This is a genomic window from Gaetbulibacter sp. M240 (genome assembly GCF_043876815.1).
Taxonomy (GTDB): Bacteria; Bacteroidota; Bacteroidia; order Flavobacteriales; family Flavobacteriaceae; genus Gaetbulibacter_A.
In genome coordinates this window covers 295,803-319,113 of sequence record NZ_JBAWKA010000003.1, presented here as the reverse complement: position 1 = coordinate 319,113, position 23,311 = coordinate 295,803, and the positions used below count along the sequence as shown (strand labels likewise).

Here is a 23,311-nt window from a genome sequence, read left to right as displayed (position 1 = left end):
AATAATACTGAAATATATAACGCACTAAATCGGGGCTAAAAAATTAACACATGATAAAGGTTCAAAAAATCGAAAAAAGAGTATTGTTTCTCTTTATTTTTATACTTTTGCTCCCGTAAGAAACAGAGGAAAGATTTGACTGATTGCAACCTCTTTGTACGAGCCTAAAAACCGTATAAGTAAAAATGCTAAAGGCAGTGCAAACTTCCTGCAGACGGTAGCGTCAAATCTCCTTTAAATTTAAGATTTTATGGCTTATTTATTTACTTCGGAAAGTGTTTCTGAGGGACATCCGGATAAAGTAGCAGACCAAATTAGCGATGCTCTGATCGATCATTTTTTGGCCTTTGATCCTGAATCGAAAGTAGCTTGTGAGACCTTAGTAACCACTGGCCAAGTAGTTCTTGCAGGTGAGGTAAAATCCAACACTTATTTGGATGTACAACAAATTGCCCGAAATACCATAAACCGCATTGGGTATACCAAGGGCGCATACATGTTCGATGGGAATTCCTGCGGTGTCTTATCTGCGATTCATGAGCAGTCTGAAGATATTAATCAAGGTGTAGACCGCGGTAGCAAAGAAGAACAAGGTGCCGGCGATCAGGGAATGATGTTCGGTTATGCGACCAGCGAGACTGAAAACTTTATGCCTCTGGGTCTGGACCTATCACATTTAATTTTGAAAGAATTAGCTGCTTTACGCCGCGAAAATAAAGAGATCACGTATTTAAGACCCGACAGTAAAAGTCAGGTGACCATTGAATACAGTGATGATAATGTTCCCCAACGTATTGACAGTATTGTGTTATCTACACAACATGATGATTTCGCAGATGATAAAACAATGTTGGAAACCATCCGAAAAGATATCATCGAAATCCTCATACCTCGTGTTATCGCTAAATTACCGGAGGCTACTCAACAATTATTTGATTCGGATATTACTTATCATATCAATCCAACAGGAAAATTCGTAATCGGTGGACCTCACGGAGATACAGGCTTGACCGGAAGAAAGATCATTGTAGATACTTATGGTGGAAAAGGAGCTCATGGAGGTGGTGCTTTTTCAGGAAAAGACCCTAGTAAAGTAGACCGAAGTGCTGCTTATGCAACACGACACATCGCTAAAAACCTTGTTGCTGCCGGTGTTGCTGAAGAAGTTTTGGTTCAGGTGAGTTACGCTATTGGCGTTGTAGAACCTACCGGAATTTTTATTGACACCTATGGCACCTGTCCGTTTAATATGACCGATGGAGAAATTGCTGAAAAAGTGCGCAAAATCTTTGATATGCGCCCGTTTGCCATCGAAGAACGCCTGAAATTACGTGCACCTATTTATAGTGAAACGGCTGCTTATGGCCACATGGGACGTCAAAATGAAACGGTAACCAAAACCTTTTCACAACCAAATGGTAATGATGTGACTGTAGAGGTCGAGTTATTTACTTGGGAAAAACTGGATTATGTAGAGAAGGTCAAAGAAGCTTTTGGCTTGTAATATGCTTCTAAATTATAAATAAAAAGGCTGCCTTATTGGTGGTCTTTTTTTTTGCGTTAAAGATTGCAGCAACATCCTTTTTGAGCTTGCAAAAAAAGATATAGCGGAAAGCCTGACCCGCAGGGGAACGCCCAAATAAATTTCACAGGATTAAAAAACCTAAAACACGTTTTGGTTGGCAGGCCTGCCTTCCGATAGGCAGGATTGGATATCCTTTTGCCCCGCACCTGAAATTGAAAAGTTACGCTGTTAGTACAGCTACTTTTTTGGTTTTATAAAAAACCTAAAACACGTTTTGGTTTTTTATAAAACCAAAAAAGTCTGCTCCCGCAGACTTTCCGAGTTAAGTGGGGAGAGCAGGATTCGAACCTGCGAAGTTAAAAAACAACAGATTTACAGTCTGTCCTCGTTGGCCGCTTGAGTATCTCCCCGAAACCGACGGCAAATATATTATTCCTCCGGTTTTGTACAAAGAAAATTCGTATAACTTCGTGATTTATTTTTCAGATTTATATTTCATAGCTGATTCTAAGGGTTATGAATCGTGGCTGAATAAAATATTCTGAGCTGAATACCGAAACGTTATTGTTTCCGTTTTGCACCAAAGACTGTGTATTTAATAAATTCGTTGCCTTGATGGTATACTCCCATTTTGAATCATTGTTCTTTCTATAAGAAAGTGAAGCATCCCAAATCTCAAAGGTTTGTGGCGATCCGTTAGGATTGCTTTGTGTGTTATAACTGTAGTCCGTTAAAAATGTGAATTTCTTTAAAATAAAGGCATCGAATTCAACACGCGGAGCACGGGTTATAAATGTTGAGGTACGTCCACCCTGCTTGTTATTGTTCACACTATAACGATATGAGATCTCGAAGTTAGGTGCTTCTCTGAAATTGGTTCGCAATTCCGGAGTATAAGACTGCCGATAACTTTCATTTACAGAGCGATTACCTTGAATGAACTGGTTAAATTTACTGTAGTTGAAATTGGCATTTAAGCTCCCTCGGAATTTACCAAAAGTACGTTGTACACGGCCGAACGAAGATACACTTTCATCAGCAAATTCAGAATTAAAAAAGCGATTGGTCCTGATAACACTTTGGAAATCGGATAGCGATCGGATCTGATTTACGGCGCTAGAATACGTTACTGAGCCAAATACATTGGTGTAGTTAAACAAATTGAAGCTGCGGTAAAATAAACGGATATTATTTGTTAAGGCATTTTCTAAAAGTGGATTTCCTATTTGAATAGCGTCGTAATTGTTAAGCACGATGCCTCTGGCCAAATTAGTAACATCTGTAAACTGATTGGTCATACTATATCTAAGACTCAAACTTTCACTCTTTTTTAAATCGATGCGCGTTTCAAAATCGGGCAATACACGGAAAAAATTATCAGAGTATAAATTCCCAAACTGATCGTTACTATTGGAGTAAGCATGAAACGACACACCGGGCGTAAAGGTAAATTTGCCTGCTTTTAAGGTGTAATGAACGCCAAGATACCAGTCACTGAAATTATACTTGGTGTCGTTGGTATCCAAACCATCATTAAAATCTGGGGTGGGTTCAAAGGTTGAATTGTCATCTAAAGTTTGAAAAATATTGGAATTAAAATCCTGACGACTCACCAAGGCTCCTAAGGTAAAATTGATGTTGCTTTTTCCGTTCAGGATGTTCCAATAATCGAGTTTCGCATCCAGCTGATTGGATTTTACGCGTCTGCTTTGATTTATATCATAACCACTTTGATTGGGATCCAAACCTAAACTACCGGCCGTTGGATCATAAGTTGTTTTATCTTCCAGAAAGGCATTATAAAACGGATCTTCATCTTGTAATAAGTGCTGAGCCTCAAAAGCAAATATATTGTTAGCATCTAAAGTATAGTAATAGTTGAGGCTTTGATTGATACTGAACGGTGTGTTTTCTTCAAATTGAACTGTGTTACCAACTACCGATGAAAACAAGTCCTGATCCTGTGTTTCTTTGGTGAATCGTGCCAGAACATCATAATCCATTTGATTATCAATATTAGGCTTGTACGTAGCACTAAGTTTTAATAAGCCAATATCTGAGCGTTGTTTGGTTAACTGATCTGTAGCTTCATCTGGAATCCCAAGATCCGGATTGGTATATTGGCGGAAACTTTTTTGGCGCAGAAACACCTTACTGCTATTAAAGATGCCGAAACCACTAAGATCAAGGCTCTTTGATGGGGAATAGCTAAAATTACTTGCAGCGAGTTTGTTTTCAACATCCAGAGCACGGTTATTTTGTTGCGCCAAAAAGCCCAGATTATTATTTCCCAGATTTAGGGAAGTACCGCTGCTCCGGCTCGGTGCCCTAAAACCACCTCCAAAATTCTGCAGATCTCGTCGGTTCAAGGCTGGTTCACCCAAGTTATTGAGATCACCTATAAAATTTATGCTGTATTTCGGACTGTAATAGAATAATTTGGGTTGTGCCAGGTATAATTCATTATCCGTAGACGCCCCTCCCCCTGCGGTTACATTACCAAACCAGAAATTCTTTTTACCTTCTTTAAGTTTAATATTTATCGCATAATTATTTTGATTATTGGTTACAGAGCTCAATTGTCCTACTTCAGAAAAATTCTTTAATACCTGAACTTTATCCACGGCATTGGATGGGATGTTTTTGGTTGCTAATTTGGTATCCCCATCAAAAAAATCTTTACCGTCCACCATGATCTTGTTCACGCGTTGCCCTTCAACCTCGATCTGACCGTCGTCATTCACCTCAACACCGGGTAACTTCTTTAGGACGTCCTCAAGTTTGCGTTCAGTACCATCCTTAAACGAATCAGCATTATAAATCAGGGTATCGCCTTTAACACTTACAGGCATTTCATATGTAAGTTCAACCTCCGCCAAAGCATTATCGTCATAAAGTGTGATCTCTTTTTCGATGTTTTCTGTTTTGGTTTCAAAGGTCTCTTCAAAGGTCTTCATTCCAATGTAACTGACCTGAAGATTATAAGCCGTATTCTTTTCCAGCGTTAAGATAAATTTTCCTTTATCATTTGTTATACCATAGGATTCCAAAGCATTTGTCGCCTTATTAATGGCAATGACATTGGCTAATTCCAATGGAGCCCCGATGCTGTCTTTTACTGTGCCTCGAAATGTAACTTGCGCAAAACTTAAAGCACTAAAGGCGAGCATGGTAATGAACAATAATTTTTTCATGAATTTGATTCTATTTGGTTGGTTTCACATGTTTAGTTCTACCCTCTAGGCCTTCTGCCCATCCGGTTCTCTCTAAACTCTTTCATTTTTGCAATAACGGTGGTTTTATATTCTTCTTTGGTCACCTCTTTTCCCTTATCAGGAGCTTCTATCTGATCTTTATCTTCAGGGTTAATTATAAGTTTAGAACACAGCATTACTGTATTTCCGGCACTGACTTCAAGAATTAATCCCGGTAATCCATAATATTCCAAAGGCCCATGTCCTACCGGTATTTGTGGCGTGTACCATGCTATAACCTCGGAAAAGGATGTTTCCTCATTGTCATTTTCGGTATCTTCATTGTTGTTCGAACTTGTAATGCTGTTCCAGGAGAAAGACCACCATTCCAGATCACTACTCGGTATTTGGGCTGTAGCTTTAAAGCACATATAATTACCTACTTTTTTTGTATCTCCTGTCATTGTCCATTTAATCTCTTGCAAACTATCTTTTACTAAAAACTGTTTCCCATAAAATTCCTGGTTTTGAACAAGTTGGTTGGTTTTGATATTCTTATAAATGAGTCCGGGAGAAAAGTTTTTCCCCCAACTGTCCGTGGCTCCGGAAATAGCGTCTAATTGTTCGATTTCCTTATACGTTGAAGCTTCTTTGTTAAAAGTTAGCACATAGGTTTTTTCCAGTCGGTTCTTTAAGCGTTCAGCTATTTGCTTTTTCTGTTGTTCACTCATTCTGGCGCCCCAACTCCCTAACTCCAAAGACGTTTTTTTGAAATAATAAGCTTTCCCCTGGAAATCTTGTGCGTTTAGGTCTTTAGTACCGGTCAGAATCGAAAGGAGTATAATCGTGATTTTTAGTGCTGTTCTCATCATTTTAATATCATTTAAATATTTTGTTTAACAAATATAACAAAACATTAAACAATAATTTTATTTATTTTTAGATCTAATATCCTATTAATCATCTATTTGTTCTTCCACCGCCACCTCTTCTCATCCGGTTTTCTCTTAATTCTATCACTTTTTGATTAATAAGGGCATTATATTCCGCTTTGGTCACTTCTTTTCCTTTCTCCGGCATTTCTATGGCACCTTTTTCTTTAGGATTCATAATGATCTTTGAACATAGAATCACGGTTTCTCCGGTATTCAGTTCTAAAATAAGACCAGGTAAACCCCAAAATTCACTTGGCCCCTGACTCACTGGAATCTGTGGCGTATACCAAGCGGTAACGGTTATCATTTCAACAACCTCTTCTGCCTGCTCTCCCTTGTTTTCGTTCTGCTCAGCCTCCCGAGGCCGCGGTCTGGTCCAATTCAAAGATTCTGCAGGAATCATAGTAGTGGCTTTAAAAGCGGTGTACTCACCTATTTTCCGCATCTCCTTTCCCATGACCCAAGGATAGCTTGTTAATTGATCTTTGATTAAGAATTGCTTTCCAAAAAACTCCTGATCCTGAACAAAAGTTTTGGTCTTTATATTCTTGTATATAGGCCCACTGGAAAAACTATTCATAAACCCAAAACCTCTTCCGCCACCGCCACCGGCTGAAGGTGCCGCAAGCTTTTCTTCTTCCCTAAACATGGAAGCCTCTGCATTAAAGTCTAGAATGAACGTTTTTTCCAAAAAGGATTTCATGCGTTCCTCCATCTCCTTTTTTTGTTGTTCTGTGAGTTGTCTTCCGCGAAAGCGACTAAAGTCCATACTTGTTTTGGAGTTGTAATAGGCTTTTCCTTGAAATGTGGTCTGTCCGTTGACTGATTGACTGCCAATGATCATCAAGATGACCAAGGCTATACTACTGGTGCTTAAAATTTTCATGGATAGGGTTTATAGTCCGAGTTTGTTTGTTGTAAAAAGGTTTTTAATACCTTTTTAGACTAGCCATTGCCTTATTAGTTTAAGCCGAAAACGTTAAAATAATCTTAAATTATCTACCAATCTTTATGATCATTTATCAACGCTACCTCAACGACTATTTTAACGCTCGAAGTATGGATTTTTTCATTACAAAACTTCGAAAAAAACTAAGTTGGGACGATAACCTAAAGATCATCAATGTCCGAGGTTTTGGTTACAAGTTAATTTGCTAAAAGTGGTTTGATTTTTGTACTTTTCAGATCACAATGAAATATACCTTTTGCTTTTTAATTTTTATGAGTACCTGGCTTTCAGCTCAGGAACCTATTCCTGTTAGCCTTAGTGATAGCATCAAAATCACAGCAGATCAGATCGTTTCAGTCGATAATTTTGGAACCTTATATTACATTACTGATAATGTTTTCTATAAAAAGACCGATTCAAAACTACTGCGCTACATGAATTTACAATTAGGAATATTAACCCGGGCTCAGGCTTTCAACCCACTAAAAATAAATTTATTCTATCAGGATTTTAATACCGTTGTGATTCTTGACAATAGGTTGGCCGACATGTATAAAATCGACTTTAATACCCTTCCCGAATATAGGAATGTTACCCATATAAGTACTGGAAGCGATAATACGTTATGGTTATTTAATCAAGATCGCCAACATGTGGAACGCTTCGATTTCAAACTTCAAAAAACGGTGATGAAAACCCTCCCTGTTACGTCACCTGTTTTGGCTATGACCAGTAATTACAATACCTGCTGGTTGCTAACCCAAAACAACCTTTACATCTATAATTACTTTGGCAGTGTGCTTCAAAAAATAAAAAATAACGGCTACACAGACATGCAATTAGCATCCAATGGGGTTGTATTAAAAAAGGATAATACTCTGTATTTTCTCAAATTAAACAGTGAGGATGCACGGGCCATCAGCCTGCCAAATTTGTTAATAAAACAGTTTTTTGTAACCAACGAAACCTTGTATATTTACAGTCGCGAAAATCTCGTGGAATACCAATTAAAAATCAATTAATACTATGCATATTGCTGTTGCAGGAAATATTGGCGCCGGAAAAACAACCCTCACTAAATTATTGGCCAAACACTACAAATGGGAGGCTCAACTCGAGGACGTTGTAGACAATCCCTATCTGGATGACTTTTACAACCAGATGGCACGCTGGAGTTTCAATTTGCAGGTGTATTTCTTAAACAGCAGATTCCGTCAAGTGCTTCAGATCCGCGAAAGCGGTAAAAACATCATTCAGGATCGTACCATTTATGAAGATGCTCATATTTTCGCACCTAACCTACACGCCATGGGCCTCATGACCAATCGGGATTTCGAAAATTACAAAAGCCTTTTTGATCTCATGGAGTCGCTGGTAAAAGGCCCCGATGTGCTCATTTACCTTCGTAGCACCATTCCCAATCTAGTTAATCAGATTCACAAGCGTGGTCGTGATTATGAAAACTCCATAAGCATCGATTATTTAAGTCGCCTAAACGAGCGCTACGAAGCCTGGATACATGGTTACGATAAGGGCAAACTTCTTGTTATTGATGTTGATAAACTCGATTTTGTGACCAACCCCGAAGATCTTGGACAGGTCATCAACACCATCGACGCCGAAATTCACGGCCTCTTTTAAAATCTATTATCTAAACTATTATTTGGGCGTTTCTCCCGCGAAGCGCGAGAGTCAGGCTTTACGCGCTACACCGAAGCCTGCTTCAATTCCTGCCTGCCAAGTGGGTAGGCCTAACGCAAAAAACCACGCCGAAGCGTGGTTTTATTACATATTATTTTAAGTTTTGGAAGTCCTTAACGGGTCACTTCTTCCTTAATTTCTTTCTTGATCTCTATTTTAGCGCCATCAACCTCAGCATCCTCGGCTCTCATCGCTTCAAGCTTAGCATTAACCTCAGCTTCAGTGCCTTCAATCGTATCGTAATTAATGGTTTTTTCACCATTCTTGGTTACTGTAGTGGTTACTACAGCTTTTACCGTGTTATCGTCATTCTGAGTTAAATTCACCTGAACGTCTTTCTCAACCTGGATAACCGCAGCAGAATCTGAATTCATACTATCCTCAGCTGTAACCAAAGTTCCTACAGCAATACTCGGTGCGATAACCAAAGCTACAACGGACATTAATTTTAATAGAATATTCAAAGATGGTCCTGAAGTATCCTTGAAAGGATCTCCAACAGTATCACCAACTACGGCAGCTTTGTGTGCATCGGAACCTTTTCTACCTTGCTCTTCAATTGTTTTCTTTGCGTTATCCCAAGCACCACCGGCATTCGATTGGAAAATGGCCATAAGCACTCCGGTTGTAGTAACACCGGCAAGTAAACCCCCTAACATTTCAGCACCTCCAATATAACCAACAAGTACCGGAACAGCGATTGCTAAAAGTCCTGGCAACACCATTTCCTTAATGGAAGCTTTCGTTGAAATATCCACACATTTATCGTACTCGGCATAACCGTCTGCAGCATCAAAAATCTTTCTATCAGCCTCAGATGCTTTACTCATATCAGAGTCATACTTACGCATCACCTCTAAGGCGGCTTTCAATTGTGGAATATCTCTAAACTGACGACGCACTTCTTCGATCATCGACATCGCAGCGCGCCCCACAGCATTCATAGACAAGGCTGAAAACACGAAAGGCAACATACCTCCTACTAAAAGTCCGGCCATAATATTTGGCTTCGATACATCAATAGATGTAATACCAGCTGTTTTCATAAAGGCAGAAAACAAGGCTAAAGCTGTTAAGGCTGCTGAAGCAATAGCAAATCCTTTACCGATCGCAGCTGTTGTATTACCCACAGCATCCAACTTATCTGTACGCTCTCTTACTTCACTAGGTAACTCAGCCATCTCAGCAATACCACCGGCATTATCAGAAATAGGTCCGTAAGCATCAACTGCTAACTGAATTCCTGTATTCGCTAACATACCTACCGCAGCAATAGCGATACCATATAAACCAGCAAAGTAATGCGATACTAGAATAGCTGCTGCAATCAGTATAATTGGAATAGCAGTACTCATCATCCCAATACCAAGACCAGCAATAATGTTTGTAGCCGATCCAGTCTCAGATTGCTTTACGATACTATTTACAGGTTTTTTACCTGTTCCTGTATAATATTCGGTAACTTTTCCAACGGCTAATCCGGCAACTAATCCAGCAATTGTAGCCCAGAAAACACCCATAGCTCCAAAAGGTAAACCTTCCACATTTTCAGGTATAAAAGCTGAAATAATAAAATACGAAGCCACAACCATCAATCCGGCAGATCCAAATTCTCCAATATTTAAAGCTGTTTGCGGGTTACCACCATCTTTAACACGAACAAAAAAGGTTCCAATAATCGACATTACAATTCCTGTTGCAGCTAATGCTAAAGGTAAATAAACCGCACCAAGACCATTTAATTCAGGTGTTATAATAAAGGCTCCAAGAACCATAGTACCTATTATAGATCCTACATAAGACTCAAATAAATCGGCACCCATCCCGGCAACATCTCCAACGTTATCACCCACATTATCAGCAATAGTCGCAGGATTCAACGGGTGATCTTCAGGAATACCAGCTTCCACCTTACCTACTAAATCTGCACCAACATCCGCGGCCTTGGTATAAATACCACCACCAACACGGGCAAATAAAGCAATAGAAGACGCCCCAAGAGAGAATCCGGAAAGCACATTAAGCACTTCGGTAATAGCCCAACCTTGTTGGCTGTAGATCATAAAAAGACCACTTAAGCCCAAAACCCCTAAACCAACAACACCAAGTCCCATAACGGCACCTCCGGCGAAGGCCACTTCAAGGGCTTTCCCTAAAGAGGTTCTAGCGGCACTCGTAGTACGCACGTTCGCTTTCGTAGCAACGCGCATCCCAATAAAACCAGCCAGCGCAGAACAAACGGCACCAACAATAAAAGATACAGCAATCAAGCCATTTGACCCCTGCTCTGCACTTCCTTTGAAGTACAACAAGATTGCTACAGCCGCCACAAAAATTGATAATATTTTGTACTCAGCTTTAAGAAAGGACATTGCTCCATCAGCAATGTTTTTCGCAATCTTGATCATTTTTTCATCACCTTGGTCTTGTTTGGATACCCAGGCACTTTTTAAAAATACAAAGCCTAATGCCAACACCCCAAATAGTGGTAAAAAATCTACAAATAAATCCATATTAGTTCTTGTTAGTTTGAATTATTAAAATTTTAACGGGGCTAAAAATAGTAAAATATAAGTGATAAAAAAAACCCCGATATATTTAAGATGATTTAATTTTTTCGAGGTATTTTAAGAATATGATAATCTGACTTGTTTAGAGATACAATAGCAGGATCGATACTTTAATGGTATTTCGTGTTTTAAATGAAAATAAATAAAAAAGCCACCTAAAAAAGGTGGCTTTAACCATATTAAATTGTAAAAGTTCTTTTTTTCTTGTGATCACTATTTTCGTAGCGCGCTACACACTCGTGATAGATTCTCTCGGCTTCTTCAGCATTTCCCCAACCTCCTACATCAACTTTTTTCTTTTCAAGATCCTTATAAACCTGAAAAAAATGCTCAATTTCTTTTAAACGGTGAGGGTTAAGGTCGGCTATGTCGGAACGCTTGCTCCATACCGGGTCTGAGACTGGTACACAGATTATTTTCTCATCGGGTCCTTTCTCATCCGCCATATGGAATACCCCGATCGGGCGTACTTCCATGACTACCATCGGGTAGGATGGCTCTGTAGATAAAACCAATACATCCAGAGGATCGTGATCCAAGGCCAAGGTCTCCGGAACAAAACCGTAATCTCCGGGATACATCATCGATGAAAATAAGGTTCGGTCAAACCGAATTTTATGCAAGGTAAAATCGTATTCGTATTTATTTCTGCTTCCTTTAGGTATTTCAATCAATACATCAAAAGTCAATATTTTTTTAGCACTCATGGGTCTGTTCTATTTAAGGCTGCAAATTTACTGAACCCCTTGCCCGCAAACAAGTGAATTCCCTTGTTTTTGCGCACTTTTAAATCCTTTGGAACATTTGGATACACAATTTATTAGCAAGGCGATCTCATGCACCCCAATATGGGTAAGTGTTAAAAGTAGCTTTAACGGAAATTTTAAGTCTAAGAACTTCTCCAATATTAGTATCTTGCATCATTAAAATTTGAAATTGAACAGCATGAAACAACTCACCTTTATTTTCTCCCTGATTTTTATTTCCCATAATTTACTGGCACAAACCAAACCCTGGCAAGGGAAATTTGAACCCATAGACCATATGATCTCGGCTCCGAATGTCTATCGCTCGGCCAGCGGTGCTCCCGGGCCTGAGTACTGGCAACAACGTGCTAATTATGATATCAAGGCCAGTATCGATGAAAATACCAATGTACTTTCCGGTGAGGAAACCATAACCTATTTCAATAATTCACCAGATACTCTGGATTATTTATGGGTGCAACTGGATCAGAATGTCAATAAAGAAGGTAATGAAGATTTTGGGTCTATAGGAAACAGTATGCAGGACGGCATAACCACTCGGAAAATGGAGTTTTTAACACGTCCTATAAAGTTTCCAGCTGGTTACACAATTAAATCCGTAACCGATAGTAACGGAAATCCTATCCGTACCCTAGTGAATAACACCATGATGAAATTGAATCTGGACGACCCCCTTAAACCGGGAGCTTCCATTCAGTTTCAACTAGCCTGGTCTTATCCCGTTACAGATCGAGGTTTGTTTCGTTTATCACGTGAAGGTTATGAATATTACCCTGAGGATGATAACAAAGAATTTCTTATGGGGCATTGGTATCCCAGAATGGCGGTTTATAACGATACGGAAGGTTGGCAAAATCAGCAATTTCAACGTCTAGGTGAATTTGCTCTGGAGTTTGGTGACTTTGATGTGGCTATTACCGTTCCCGCCGATTATCTCGTTGCAGCAACCGGAAAGCTTATGAACCCGAATGAGGTTCTAACCAAAACTCAACGTGAACGTTATGCAAAAGCTGAAAGCAGTTTCGACAAGCCTGTCATGATCGTCACTAAAGAAGAAGCTATTGAAAATGAAAAAACAAAATCTACAAAGCAGAAAACATGGAAATTCTCGGCCAAGAATGTTCGTGATTTCGCTTTTGCATGTTCGAGAAAATTCCTTTGGGATGCTCAGGCCGTAAAATTACCCACCAATAAGGTGATGGCCATGTCATTCTATCCCAAAGAAGGGTTGCCGGTTTGGTCTGAAGAATCAACTAAAGCAATTACTCAAGCTTTGGAAGTATACTCTGAGGCGACCTTTGATTATCCCTATCCTGTAGCCATTTCTGTAAACACCTCTAATGTAGGTATTGAATATCCTATGATTAGCTTTAACGGGGGTCGACCTGATAAAAATGGATTTATGAGTGATCGTGCTAAACGAGGAATGATCAGTACTATTATACATGAAGTTGGTCATATTTGGTTTCCTATGATAGTGAGTTCAGACGAACGCAAATGGATGTGGATGGACGAAGGTTTAAATACCTTTTTACATCAGCGCACCTTGGCTGAACGATACCCTGAATTCCCCCATACCACGCCAAAAAGTATTGTTCCCTTCATGAGCGGCGATACCAATATCATGCGCCCGATCATGGTGACTTCGGATAATGAATTATTCAATCAATTTGGAAATAACTTTTATCAAAAACCAACAGTTGGTTTGCAAATGTTACGAAACTCAATCATAGGTAAAGAGTTGTTCGATGAAGCTTTTCGCACCTATGCGAATCGCTGGAAGTATAAGCATCCCAATCCTGCTGACCTGTTTAGAACTTTAGAAGATGCTTCGGCTACAGATCTGGATTGGTTCTTTAGAGGCTGGTTTTTCTCTACCGACCACGTTGATATGGAACTCAGTAATGTAAAATGGTTCAAAGTCTATGAAGACGATAAGAATATTGAAGATCAAAATAAAGCCTCTAAAACGAAAATTGAAGCAGAAGGCAATGCCGCTGATAGTCAAGCTAAAGATTTTTCAAACGGACCTGAGATAGTCACCATGGTCGATTCACCAGATTCAGATTACGGACAATTTTTATCAAGGATCGATAGCAAAGAAATGCGCAAGGCCGTATCCGGTAAGAACATTTACGAACTTACTATAAAAAATGTTGGCGGTCTCGTGATGCCCGTAACCATACAATGGATCTACACCGATGGTACAAGTGAAATTGAACGCCTGCCAGCAGAAATTTGGCGAAGAAATGAATATGAGGTCAAACATACCTTTATGAAAGACAAAGAAGTTCAAGAGGTAAATTTAGATCCGAATTTTGAATTTGCCGATACAGACATGTCGAATAACAGTTTCCCTAAAGAAGAAAAACCTTCGGAATTTGATTCCTTCAAAAATAAACAAGATTAAAGCCTAAACGCTTCGAGGACAATTGGCCACCACAAAGTCAATAAGCCTCGAAGCTAAAATAGCTGTTTGATGATCCCTGTCATACTTCGGATTTAATTCTGCAATATCCAAAGCCATAACCTTTTCACTACTCAAAAGGAAGCCTAATGTCTCAAATACAAATTCGGGCGAAAAACCTAATGGTGATGCAGCGCTAACTCCAGGTGCATAGGCCGAAGAAAACCCATCCATATCGATCGTAATATAAAGCAGGTCTACAGAAGCGACGAAGGCATTTAATTTAGTTTTTATAGCTTTTATTTGCTCAGGTTGGTTTTGGCATTGTTCCGCGAAGACGACCTTAACACCCTCCTTTTTAGCGACATCAAATAAAGATCTGGTATTGCACCCTTTTTGGATTCCCAATACAAAATAGTCCAAGCGTTTATTTTCTTGTTTTAAAAGCTTCGCTATTTGATTAAATGGGGTCCCCGAATTCGGTTGTTCTTCAACCGGTCGCAAATCAAAATGGGCATCAAAATTAATGATCCCAATACGCTTATTGATATTATTAAAAGCCTTTTTGATACCGTTAAAATGTGCAAAGGCCATATCATGTCCGCCACCAATCCCAATGGGCAAAATTCCTTTTGAAATTAAATCTGAAATGCCATCAGCAAAAGCTGCCTGACTGGCTTCCATATTATCATCCTGACACAAAACATCTCCAAAATCATAGACTGTTTCTGATTGGTGATGCCAAGCCACTTTTCCTAATTTTTCACGTAAAGCTCCCGGACCTTCTACTGCTCCAATACGTCCCTGATTTCGCCTCACACCTTCATCACAAGCATAACCAATTAAGCCAAAACCACCGGCAGGCAAGTCATTCAAATCAGAAAGCAAAACGCAGTTCACAGCCTGATACCAATATTGAACACCTAGATGTTCAGGTGTCTTTCTACCCGTCCAGATCTCCCGGTTTCCCGGGGCATAATTATTATATTGTTTCCAAGACTTATCCAATGTTCTGACCTTTGATATAAACCGATTCGATATGATTTTCCCCAAATGAATACGGCAGAAAACTATAAGAGTTAATTGGTTCTGTAATGCTAAAGTTAGCTAATTTCCCCTTAGTAATGGACCCTAATTCATTTTCTAATCCCATGGCATATGCTCCGTTTATGGTGGCCGCATTAATAGCTTCTTCCGGGGTCATTTGCATTTTTACACAGGCTGTGGATACCACAAAATTCATATTTCCTGACGGTGCAGAACCCGGATTATAATCCGTTGCCAAAGCTAAAGGTAATCCCGCATCAATAATGGTTCGCGCCGGTGTGTAAGGAATCCCTAAAAAATAAGAACAGCCCGGTAAAGCAACGGGCATGGTCATGGAGTTCTTTAGAGCTTGAACATCAGACGCTGTAAGCAATTCCAAATGGTCGACGGATAGGGCTTGATTCTCAACACCTGCTGCCACACCACCAATGCTTGTAAACTGATTCACATGGATCTTAGCTTGTAAATTATACGATTTCCCAACCTTCAAAATAGCCTTAGTATCCGCCACAGAAAAATAACCGGTTTCACAAAACACATCGATATAATCAGCAAGTTTAGCTTCCGCTATGCGGGGAATCATATCCTGAATAATGTGATTCACGTAAGCGGCCTTATCAGTATTCTTTGGCACAGCATGAGCCCCTAAAAAAGTAGCTTTCACAGATATCGGAAATGCCTCTTTCAGACGTTTTATAACCCGGAGCATTTTCAACTCAGCCTCCAGACTCAAACCGTACCCTGATTTGATTTCGATAGCGCCTGTTCCCATGGCCATAACAGCCTTTAAACGGGTTTTGCTTTGCTCATAAAGATCTTCCTCTGAAGTATTCTGTAAGGTTTTAGCCGAATTCAGGATCCCGCCTCCTTTTTTAGCGATCTCTTCATAGGTCAGCCCATGAATCCGATCAACAAATTCGCCTTCCCGGTTTCCGGCAAAGACCAAATGTGTGTGTGAATCACACCAGGTTGGCAATACCAGTTTACCACTGGCGTCCAAAACAGTGTCAAATCCAGTTTCATCCGGACAATCCCTCATAATTCCATAATCAGAAATGATCCCGTTTTCAACAGCTAAAAAAGCATTTTTAATAGCGGGCAATTCCCCCATAGCTTTCCCTGACAGAAAGGAAACCGAGGTCTCACGAACCTGAAGTAATTCTTTAATATTTTTTACTAGTAATGTCATTAAAAAAGTGCGTTTAAAAGGGTTTCTTCCACTAAATTAGGTAATGTAACTTTTAAATTAGGCGTTCGTTCCATTTCCCGTTTTATCGCAAAAATAGCTTCATCATTGCGCGCCCAACTCCGGCGTGCAATACCGTTATTCACATCATAAAAAAGCATGTTCTTTAATCTAGCATCAGCGTCCTCACTCCCATCTAACACCAAGCCAAAACCACCATTGATCACTTCACCCCAGCCTACACCACCGCCATTGTGGATAGATACCCAGGAAGCCCCGCGAAAACTATCTCCGATAACATTCTGGATGGCCATATCGGCGGTAAACTGGCTGCCATCGTAAATATTTGATGTTTCGCGATACGGAGAATCGGTACCACTAACATCATGGTGATCGCGACCCAATACTATCGGTCCAATTTTACCATCGGCTACCGCTTTGTTAAAAGCTTCAGCAATTTTTAAACGTCCCTCAGCATCAGCATACAAGATACGTGCCTGAGAGCCAACTACCAATTTATTCGCTTTCGCATTTTCGATCCAGGTGATATTATCCTGCATCTGCTGCTTAATTTCATCAGGTGCTGTTTTCTGTATCGTCTTTAGAACATTTAAAGCGATACGATCTGTGACATCCAGATCATGGGATTTTCCTGAAGCACACACCCAACGGAAGGGGCCAAAACCATAATCGAAACACATAGGTCCTAAAATATCCTGAACATATGATGGATATTTAAAGTCTTCCCCATCCATGATATTTGCACCGGCACGAGACGCTTCCAGTAAAAAGGCATTTCCATAATCAAAGAAATACGTGCCACGTTCAGCATGTTTGTTTATAGCGTCCACCTGGCGGCGTAAAGAAGCTTGAACATTTTCCTTAAATAGTTCGGGTTGCTCACGCATCATCACATTCGATTCCTCATAAGACAAACCTAACGGGTAATAACCACCTGTCCAGGGAATATGCAAAGATGTTTGATCAGACCCTAAGTGAACAAAAATATCAGCCTCATAAAAGCGCTCCCAAACATCCACCACATTTCCTATGAAAGCCACAGAAACCACTTCATTATTATTTTGAGCCTGTTTCACTCGTGCTACCAATACATCCATATCGGCGACCAGCTCATCAACCCAACCCTGATCATACCGTTTTTTAGCGGCCTTCGGATTTATTTCAGCACAAACCGTAATACAGCCTGCAATATTTCCAGCCTTAGGCTGCGCCCCACTCATACCCCCAAGTCCGGCGGTTAAAAACACCTTGCCTGAAGACGACTCCCCAGATTTTAATTTTTTTCGAAAGGCATTCATAACCGTAATGGTGGTGCCGTGTACGATCCCCTGCGGACCAATATACATAAATGAACCCGCTGTCATCTGACCATATTGCGTAACCCCAAGAGCATTAAATCGCTCCCAATCATCCGGTTTGGAATAATTTGGGATCATCATCCCGTTGCTCACAACCACACGAGGTGCTGCTTTTGAAGAGGGGAATAGACCCATGGGGTGCCCGGAATACATGTGCAATGTTTGCTCATCCGTCATGGTAGCCAAATATTTCATAGTGAGTAAATATTGCGCCCAATTTTGGAATACAGCTCCATTTCCACCGTAAGTAATAAGCTCCTCAGGATGCTGCGCCACTTCCGGGTCCAAATTATTATGGATCATAAGCATGATAGCTGCGGCATGCCGGGATTTTGCCGGGTAATCATCAATGGGTCTGGCATATATGGAATAATCCGGCTTAAAACGGTACATATAAATACGTCCATAATCTGATAACTCCTGAGCAAATTCTACAGCTAGCGTTTCGTGCCAAGCTTTTGGAAAATAACGTAAGGCATTTTTTACTGCGAGTTTTTTTTCTTCTTGAGATAAAATATCTTTCCGCTTTGGAGCGCGATTCACACCCTCGGGATACGATTTTTTAGTCGGAAGTTTTTCCGGTATGCCTTGTAATATGGTTTCTTTAAACGTCATGTTTTAAGATTTTAAACTTTTATTTCTTTATTGCGAACCAGAGCTGTCATGGCTGCGATATCATCTTTCAGTAAACGATCTTCTTCCAGTTTTTTAACTCGGGTTCGGATCAATGCAAAATTCTGTTCAATAATTTCAGAAAAACGATTTGGGCGTCTAAATTCCAAAGCCTGTGTCGCATACATAAGTTCAATCGCTAAGATATTTTCCAGATTATTCAATATCTGGTTGAACTGTCTGCCGGAAATACTGCCCATTGATACGTGGTCTTCCTGACCCAAAGATGTTGGAATACTATCCGCCGATGGCGGAAAACACAATGATTTATTTTCCGTCACCAAAGCTGCCGTCGTATACTGTGGGATCATAAAACCGGAATTGAGGCCACCACCTGTCGTTAGTAAACGTGGTAATCCAAATTTTCCTTCCAGTAATAGATACGAACGGCGATCAGATATATTTCCTAATTCCGAAGCCGCTATAGAAGCGTAATCCAATGCCATAGCGAGTGGCTGCCCATGGAAATTTCCCCCGGAGATCGCTACGGTTTCGCTTAACACGATAGGATTATCTGTTACTGAATTCATCTCGATCTCGGCTAATTCTTTTAAATGATAATAGGCGTTTCGAGAGGCCCCATGCACCTGTGGAATACAGCGCATGGAATACGGATCCTGGACGCGTTCACAGTTTTCATGAGACATGATATTCTCAGAACCTTTAAACAACTCCCGCATGTGTGCAGCGACCTCTAAATTACCTTTGAATGGTCGAATGATATGCAAGGCTTCCTTAAACGGTGAAGCACTTCCTTTATAACCTTCAATACTCATGGCTCCTGCCACATCGGCTAATTGAAGTAGATAATTCATTTTATGTAAACCCATAATGGCATGAGCCAAAATAAACTGAGTGCCATTAATAAGAGCCAGACCCTCTTTAGCCTCTAAACGTATAGGTTCTAAATTATGCTGCTTTAAAACCATTTTTGCAGGAACTATATTTTGTCCGTCCCAAAATTCACCTTCACCAAAAAGCGGCAAGAATAAATGCGCTAGCGGCGCCAAGTCTCCGGAAGCACCCACAGAGCCCTGTTCAGGAACGACCGGAATAAGATCGTTCTCTATAAAAAACAAAATACGCTCCACAACTTCCAATCGAATTCCAGAGTAGCCCTGACATAAGGCATGGACCTTGCAGATCATCATCAATTTTGATAACTGCGGCGCAATGGGGTTTCCAACGCCCACCGCATGTGTTATAAGCAGATTGTGTTGCAATAAACTGGTCTCTTCCGGTGTGATTTGAACATCACATAAAGGACCAAATCCTGTATTGATCCCATACACCGCTTTGTTCGAGGCCGCCATGGTCTCAACGTTTTGTCGTGATTTCGTTAAAACATCTTTGGTTTCATCTGTCAACACCCCTTTATCAGCCTTCGTACTGAGGGCCATTACGCTATTAACAGTGAGTGTGTCTATGCCGTATTTAAACATTTTTCGTTCGAATTTGTTTCACAAAATTACGCTTTAAATTAATGCTTAAAAAGACTATCTTTGTTTCATAATAATAACTATGAGTTATCAAATAGAATTACGCCATATTCGATATTTTTTGGCTGTCGCCGAAGAATTACACTTCCGAAAAGCTTCAGAACGCCTGTTCATTTCACAACCGGGATTAAGTCGTCAAATTAAGCAGATGGAAAATGAACTGGGCGTGGTGTTATTCGAACGCCATAATCGCAAAGTCGTTTTAACCAAAACCGGTCAATATCTAAAAAAAGAACTGCAATTAAACCTGAAGCAATTTGAGGATATCTTGGATCATGCCAAGCTTGTTCAAGCAGGAAAAAAAGGGCAACTTAAAATAGGCTATGTAGGTTCTGCCATGCAAAACATCATTCCTAACCTGCTAATCAAATACCGGGAAGAGCACCCTGATGTCATGTTTAGTTTGAAGGAAATGGAAAATCAAAACCAAATTGATGACCTCCTGTCGTATAATATTGATATTGGCTTTATGCGTTTGGAAACGCTGCCAAAAAATTTGATGCGTCAAACCGTTTTAAGTGATATTTTCTGTATCGTCCTTCCTGAGAATCACGCCATAAACAGCAAGAACTTTAAATCTTTGGCTCAATTTAAAGAAGAGACCTTCATTCTTTTTGATCCGGATTATAGTGCTTCTTATTACGATAAAGTAATTCAGATCTTTAAGGATTGTGGTTTTACGCCGTCGGTTTCACACCTTACCATCCACGCGACCTCCATTTATAAGCTCGTTGCAAACGATTTTGGCATTTCTATAGTTCCTAAATCTTTACAAAATGACGCCGTAAAAGGCATCAAGTTTATCGACCTGAAAACCATCAAACAACGCACAGAACTTTCCATGGTATGGCATACTAAGAACCGGAATCCTGTATTACTTCATGCTCTAGAATTGATGCAAAAAATAAAAGGGTAAACCTGTTAAAAATAGAAACCGAAACTGCCTGTCACGCCAAATTTACGAGCGTTCGGGTATAGAATAGGATCTTTGTAATTTCCTCTAAAATTAAAATCGATCCGAAACACCTTAAAAATATTCCCAACACCTAAACTGTATTCATAATAAGGTTCACTTGATGGCGCTTTAAGCGGAATACTATTCGGGTTATTCGTAGTATTTAGGTCAATATTATCTTGTGATAAAGTACCCCATACCCCACGAAGACTTAAAATTTCGCGAAGGTTGAGTTTCCGCAAAAGCGGAATTCTTGAAAATAAGCGTCCGTTAAAATTATGCTCCAGCTGCAAAGAGGTGTAGGTATCGGTTACAAATTCGTAAAAATCTAACTGGGAAAAGGTGTTATAAATAGAAAAATACGATTGATTTCCGGGAACCACACTCAATAAACCGAGAGGCACTTCGCCATAGGTTTTTCCAGATTCTAAGCTAGTAGTGAGCCTGCCTAAACCACCCAACTGCCAAGGCTGCACATATGAAAACTGTACTTTGGTATAATCAAAATCGCTGTTTAAAACGTTTTTATCACCGCGACTTACCCGCCCAAAAAGACGCGCATAATTATCATTGGCCGGCAATCGTTCAACGCCAAATCCGGTCATTTTTCGCTTTGGAAAATAATACATGGATAGGGTCGATTCATATTGATCAATTGTAGAGGCGATACCATCAGGAGTATTATAATCCAAACTAAATGTTGGAGATGCCGATTCCAGAGTACGATAATTTCCACCCAAACGGACTATAAAATTATGCCAGGGTTCGGCCTCTATTTCAAAACTGGTCAGATTGATATTAGTAAGTTTGTCGTTTATACCCGTTCCTACGACTGCAGATGATGCCAGACTTCGACCTAAAACATCCGTACTTGAGGTTAAACTGGCTCCTATTTGTTCCACATCACGTCTGTTTCCTCCTGAAATGATAAGGCGACTTTTCTTGTCGAGTAACCATTTACCCGAAATACCGTATTTGAATTTATCATCATCAATCCCATAGGCTAAAAAGCCTTCCAATCGCCACAGGTCATTACGTCCAAAATAGGTCCGTAATCCGGTTCGCAGTCGAACGCCTTCCACTTGATTGTACCCGAAGGTTGAAAAAATAGGTCCGTAATCCAGAGGCAGCTTATTGAATTCTACATAACCGGAAGCCAGAATACTCCCTAAATTATAAAGACGTTTAAATTTTTTAACGGTTTTGAGTGTATCCAGCATTTTATAAACGCCTTGCTCATCCTGATTTAATTTCTCCAAACGATTAGCAGCCCAAAAAATACTGTCGCGGTCATAAATATCCTGGTCGTAATTATAAACCTCCGTTTCATAGAATTTTTTTGGCTTAGGGATGTCGAACTTATATTTATTATACAAAGTGGTACGTTTACCATAAATCCCACGTGATTTCTCCTTCTTATTAAAGGCAAAATCACTCATCATATAATCCCGTTTGATCAAAAACAAGGAATCGTTAAGCACCTCAAATTCCTGTTCGATATAAATATCTTTAACCCAGTTGATGTTGGCACTTTTCGAGGCTTTCAAATTAATTTCTTTTACGGCATAGGTGGTGTCAGCTACCCAAAAATCACCTTTGAAGGTAAGTTCATTTTTCCGCCGCGGATAATATATAATGTTATAACACCATTTATTATCGATATACATACTATCCGACAACACATAATTATAAGTGCCGATACCTGTTCGGGATAGTGGACTTACGAAGCTTTTATCGAAAAATTTAAGGTAGTTATCGTAAACATTAAAATCTGAATAAAGATCGTTCACAAAGTCGATAATAATCTGGTTATCACTGAAACCTGAGTTTTTATTTCCTATTAAAATCTCCTTTTCCATGTTTAATTCATTATCACCGTATACCGTCGAAACGGCCTCATTGATAAACATAGGCAGATAGGTTTTTCCGGTCACGCTGGACGTATCCACATGATCGAACACAAATTCCATCCCCCTAAAAAGCTTACTCTTTATTAATGCACTGTCGATAGTATTAATATCGAATTCTAGCTTTTCGTATTTGTCGTAGGTATATTGTTTGAACTGCCTTAGACCATTCTGACGCTTATGTTCCCATATCTTTCGTAATAGATCGATGGCTGGATTATTTTTTTTCGATTGTTTTCCGGCGACGATCATCACCTCATTCAATTGGGAGTTTTGCTCCCTCAATACAATGTTCAGGTTGTAATTCACCCTTTTTTCCAAAGGCAATAGGATAGTTTCATAGCCCAAAAAAGAAATTTCTAAGGTTGACCAAGTGGTGTCAGACTCCATGTAGAACTTACCATTTTCATCCGTTGTGGTGCCCTCTTTTGAATCTTTAAAAATCACGTTAGCATAGGCTACGGGCTCATTTGACTCATCAAAAACATAACCACTCACCTTGGTTTGCGCTGTCGCGGAAAATAGGCTAAAAAACAGTATGATGGATAGCAGTGATTTGGACATAAGACAAAAAAACTTCATTAACTACAAGGCCAATGAAGTTTCTATAACGTAAAT

General features: G+C 39.9%; 15 protein-coding genes, 1 tRNA gene and 1 pseudogene. 6 read left to right on the top strand and 11 right to left on the bottom strand.

Going from position 1 to position 23,311, the window contains the following annotated elements:
• Positions 1-250: 250 nt before the first annotated feature.
• Positions 251-1,504, top strand: coding sequence for a methionine adenosyltransferase (metK, locus tag V8G61_RS10575; protein WP_394875630.1), 1,254 nt, complete (start codon positions 251-253; stop codon positions 1,502-1,504).
• 348 nt (positions 1,505-1,852) lie between these two features.
• On the opposite strand, the gene V8G61_RS10570 is transcribed toward metK, so the two are convergent.
• From V8G61_RS10570 to V8G61_RS10555, 4 genes are all read right to left on the bottom strand, one after another.
• A tRNA-Tyr gene (locus V8G61_RS10570) sits at positions 1,853-1,935 on the bottom strand.
• 78 nt (positions 1,936-2,013) lie between these two features.
• Positions 2,014-4,719, bottom strand: a complete 2,706-nt coding sequence (locus V8G61_RS10565) for a carboxypeptidase regulatory-like domain-containing protein (RefSeq protein ID WP_394875629.1) — start codon at positions 4,717-4,719, stop codon at positions 2,014-2,016.
• A 38-nt stretch (positions 4,720-4,757) separates the two neighbouring features.
• Positions 4,758-5,591, bottom strand: coding sequence for a GLPGLI family protein (locus V8G61_RS10560; protein WP_394875628.1), 834 nt, complete (start codon positions 5,589-5,591; stop codon positions 4,758-4,760).
• An 88-nt stretch (positions 5,592-5,679) separates the two neighbouring features.
• Complete coding sequence (locus V8G61_RS10555; protein WP_394875627.1) at positions 5,680-6,540, bottom strand: GLPGLI family protein; 861 nt, start codon at positions 6,538-6,540, stop codon at positions 5,680-5,682.
• 149 nt (positions 6,541-6,689) lie between these two features.
• On the opposite strand from V8G61_RS10555, the pseudogene V8G61_RS10550 reads away from it, so the two are divergent.
• The 3 genes and pseudogenes from V8G61_RS10550 to V8G61_RS10540 form a co-directional block, all read left to right on the top strand.
• A pseudogene (locus tag V8G61_RS10550) lies at positions 6,690-6,812 on the top strand (winged helix-turn-helix domain-containing protein); the annotation flags it as partial.
• 63 nt (positions 6,813-6,875) lie between these two features.
• Positions 6,876-7,625 (top strand): hypothetical protein, encoded by a 750-nt coding sequence (locus V8G61_RS10545; protein ID WP_394875626.1) that lies wholly within the window; start codon positions 6,876-6,878, stop codon positions 7,623-7,625.
• Between the two features lie 4 nt (positions 7,626-7,629).
• Positions 7,630-8,244, top strand: coding sequence for a deoxynucleoside kinase (locus V8G61_RS10540; protein WP_394875625.1), 615 nt, complete (start codon positions 7,630-7,632; stop codon positions 8,242-8,244).
• Between the two features lie 173 nt (positions 8,245-8,417).
• On the opposite strand, the gene V8G61_RS10535 is transcribed toward V8G61_RS10540, so the two are convergent.
• Both V8G61_RS10535 and V8G61_RS10530 read right to left on the bottom strand, forming a co-directional pair.
• Complete coding sequence (locus V8G61_RS10535) at positions 8,418-10,817, bottom strand: sodium-translocating pyrophosphatase (protein ID WP_394875624.1); 2,400 nt, start codon at positions 10,815-10,817, stop codon at positions 8,418-8,420.
• A gap of 236 nt (positions 10,818-11,053) precedes the next feature.
• On the bottom strand, positions 11,054-11,581 hold the full coding sequence (locus V8G61_RS10530) for an inorganic diphosphatase (RefSeq protein ID WP_394875623.1): 528 nt from the start codon (positions 11,579-11,581) through the stop codon (positions 11,054-11,056).
• A gap of 238 nt (positions 11,582-11,819) precedes the next feature.
• Between V8G61_RS10530 and V8G61_RS10525 the strand changes: the two genes are divergently transcribed.
• Complete coding sequence (locus tag V8G61_RS10525) at positions 11,820-14,051, top strand: M1 family metallopeptidase (RefSeq protein WP_394875622.1); 2,232 nt, start codon at positions 11,820-11,822, stop codon at positions 14,049-14,051.
• A 3-nt stretch (positions 14,052-14,054) separates the two neighbouring features.
• Here V8G61_RS10525 and hutG read toward each other — a convergent pair whose 3' ends face one another.
• From hutG to hutH, 4 genes are read right to left on the bottom strand one after another with little or no spacing between them, the layout of a single operon-like run.
• On the bottom strand, positions 14,055-15,056 hold the full coding sequence (gene hutG / locus V8G61_RS10520) for a formimidoylglutamase (protein WP_394875620.1): 1,002 nt from the start codon (positions 15,054-15,056) through the stop codon (positions 14,055-14,057).
• Positions 15,049-16,284 (bottom strand): imidazolonepropionase, encoded by a 1,236-nt coding sequence (hutI, locus tag V8G61_RS10515; RefSeq protein ID WP_394875618.1) that lies wholly within the window; start codon positions 16,282-16,284, stop codon positions 15,049-15,051. Before hutI ends, hutG begins: the two co-directional genes overlap by 8 nt.
• Positions 16,284-18,275 (bottom strand): urocanate hydratase, encoded by a 1,992-nt coding sequence (locus V8G61_RS10510; protein ID WP_394875616.1) that lies wholly within the window; start codon positions 18,273-18,275, stop codon positions 16,284-16,286. The genes hutI and V8G61_RS10510 overlap by 1 nt, the downstream gene beginning before the upstream one ends.
• A gap of 11 nt (positions 18,276-18,286) precedes the next feature.
• Positions 18,287-19,774, bottom strand: a complete 1,488-nt coding sequence (gene hutH / locus V8G61_RS10505) for a histidine ammonia-lyase (protein ID WP_394875614.1) — start codon at positions 19,772-19,774, stop codon at positions 18,287-18,289.
• A 79-nt stretch (positions 19,775-19,853) separates the two neighbouring features.
• On the opposite strand from hutH, the gene V8G61_RS10500 reads away from it, so the two are divergent.
• Complete coding sequence (locus V8G61_RS10500; protein WP_394875612.1) at positions 19,854-20,747, top strand: LysR family transcriptional regulator; 894 nt, start codon at positions 19,854-19,856, stop codon at positions 20,745-20,747.
• Positions 20,748-20,752: 5 nt separating this feature from the next.
• Here the strand turns inward: V8G61_RS10500 and V8G61_RS10495 are convergent, their stop codons facing one another.
• Entirely contained in the window at positions 20,753-23,257 is a 2,505-nt protein-coding gene (locus V8G61_RS10495; RefSeq protein WP_394875610.1) for a DUF5686 family protein, read from the bottom strand.
• Positions 23,258-23,311: the final 54 nt, after the last annotated feature.

What these genes read in the sequence shown, in the direction of transcription:
- V8G61_RS10565 (WP_394875629.1), bottom strand. Translation starts at nt 4,719, where the DNA reads ATGAAAAAATTATTGTTCATTACCATGCTCGCCTTTAGTGCTTTAAGT.
- V8G61_RS10495 (WP_394875610.1), bottom strand. Translation starts at nt 23,257, where the DNA reads ATGTCCAAATCACTGCTATCCATCATACTGTTTTTTAGCCTATTTTCC.
- V8G61_RS10535 (WP_394875624.1), bottom strand. Translation starts at nt 10,817, where the DNA reads ATGGATTTATTTGTAGATTTTTTACCACTATTTGGGGTGTTGGCATTA.
- V8G61_RS10555 (WP_394875627.1), bottom strand. Translation starts at nt 6,540, where the DNA reads ATGAAAATTTTAAGCACCAGTAGTATAGCCTTGGTCATCTTGATGATC.
- V8G61_RS10510 (WP_394875616.1), bottom strand. Translation starts at nt 18,275, where the DNA reads ATGACGTTTAAAGAAACCATATTACAAGGCATACCGGAAAAACTTCCG.
- V8G61_RS10500 (WP_394875612.1), top strand. Translation starts at nt 19,854, where the DNA reads ATGAGTTATCAAATAGAATTACGCCATATTCGATATTTTTTGGCTGTC.
- V8G61_RS10540 (WP_394875625.1), top strand. Translation starts at nt 7,630, where the DNA reads ATGCATATTGCTGTTGCAGGAAATATTGGCGCCGGAAAAACAACCCTC.
- V8G61_RS10545 (WP_394875626.1), top strand. Translation starts at nt 6,876, where the DNA reads ATGAGTACCTGGCTTTCAGCTCAGGAACCTATTCCTGTTAGCCTTAGT.
- hutH (WP_394875614.1), bottom strand. Translation starts at nt 19,774, where the DNA reads ATGTTTAAATACGGCATAGACACACTCACTGTTAATAGCGTAATGGCC.
- hutI (WP_394875618.1), bottom strand. Translation starts at nt 16,284, where the DNA reads ATGACATTACTAGTAAAAAATATTAAAGAATTACTTCAGGTTCGTGAG.
- metK (WP_394875630.1), top strand. Translation starts at nt 251, where the DNA reads ATGGCTTATTTATTTACTTCGGAAAGTGTTTCTGAGGGACATCCGGAT.
- V8G61_RS10560 (WP_394875628.1), bottom strand. Translation starts at nt 5,591, where the DNA reads ATGATGAGAACAGCACTAAAAATCACGATTATACTCCTTTCGATTCTG.
- V8G61_RS10530 (WP_394875623.1), bottom strand. Translation starts at nt 11,581, where the DNA reads ATGAGTGCTAAAAAAATATTGACTTTTGATGTATTGATTGAAATACCT.
- V8G61_RS10525 (WP_394875622.1), top strand. Translation starts at nt 11,820, where the DNA reads ATGAAACAACTCACCTTTATTTTCTCCCTGATTTTTATTTCCCATAAT.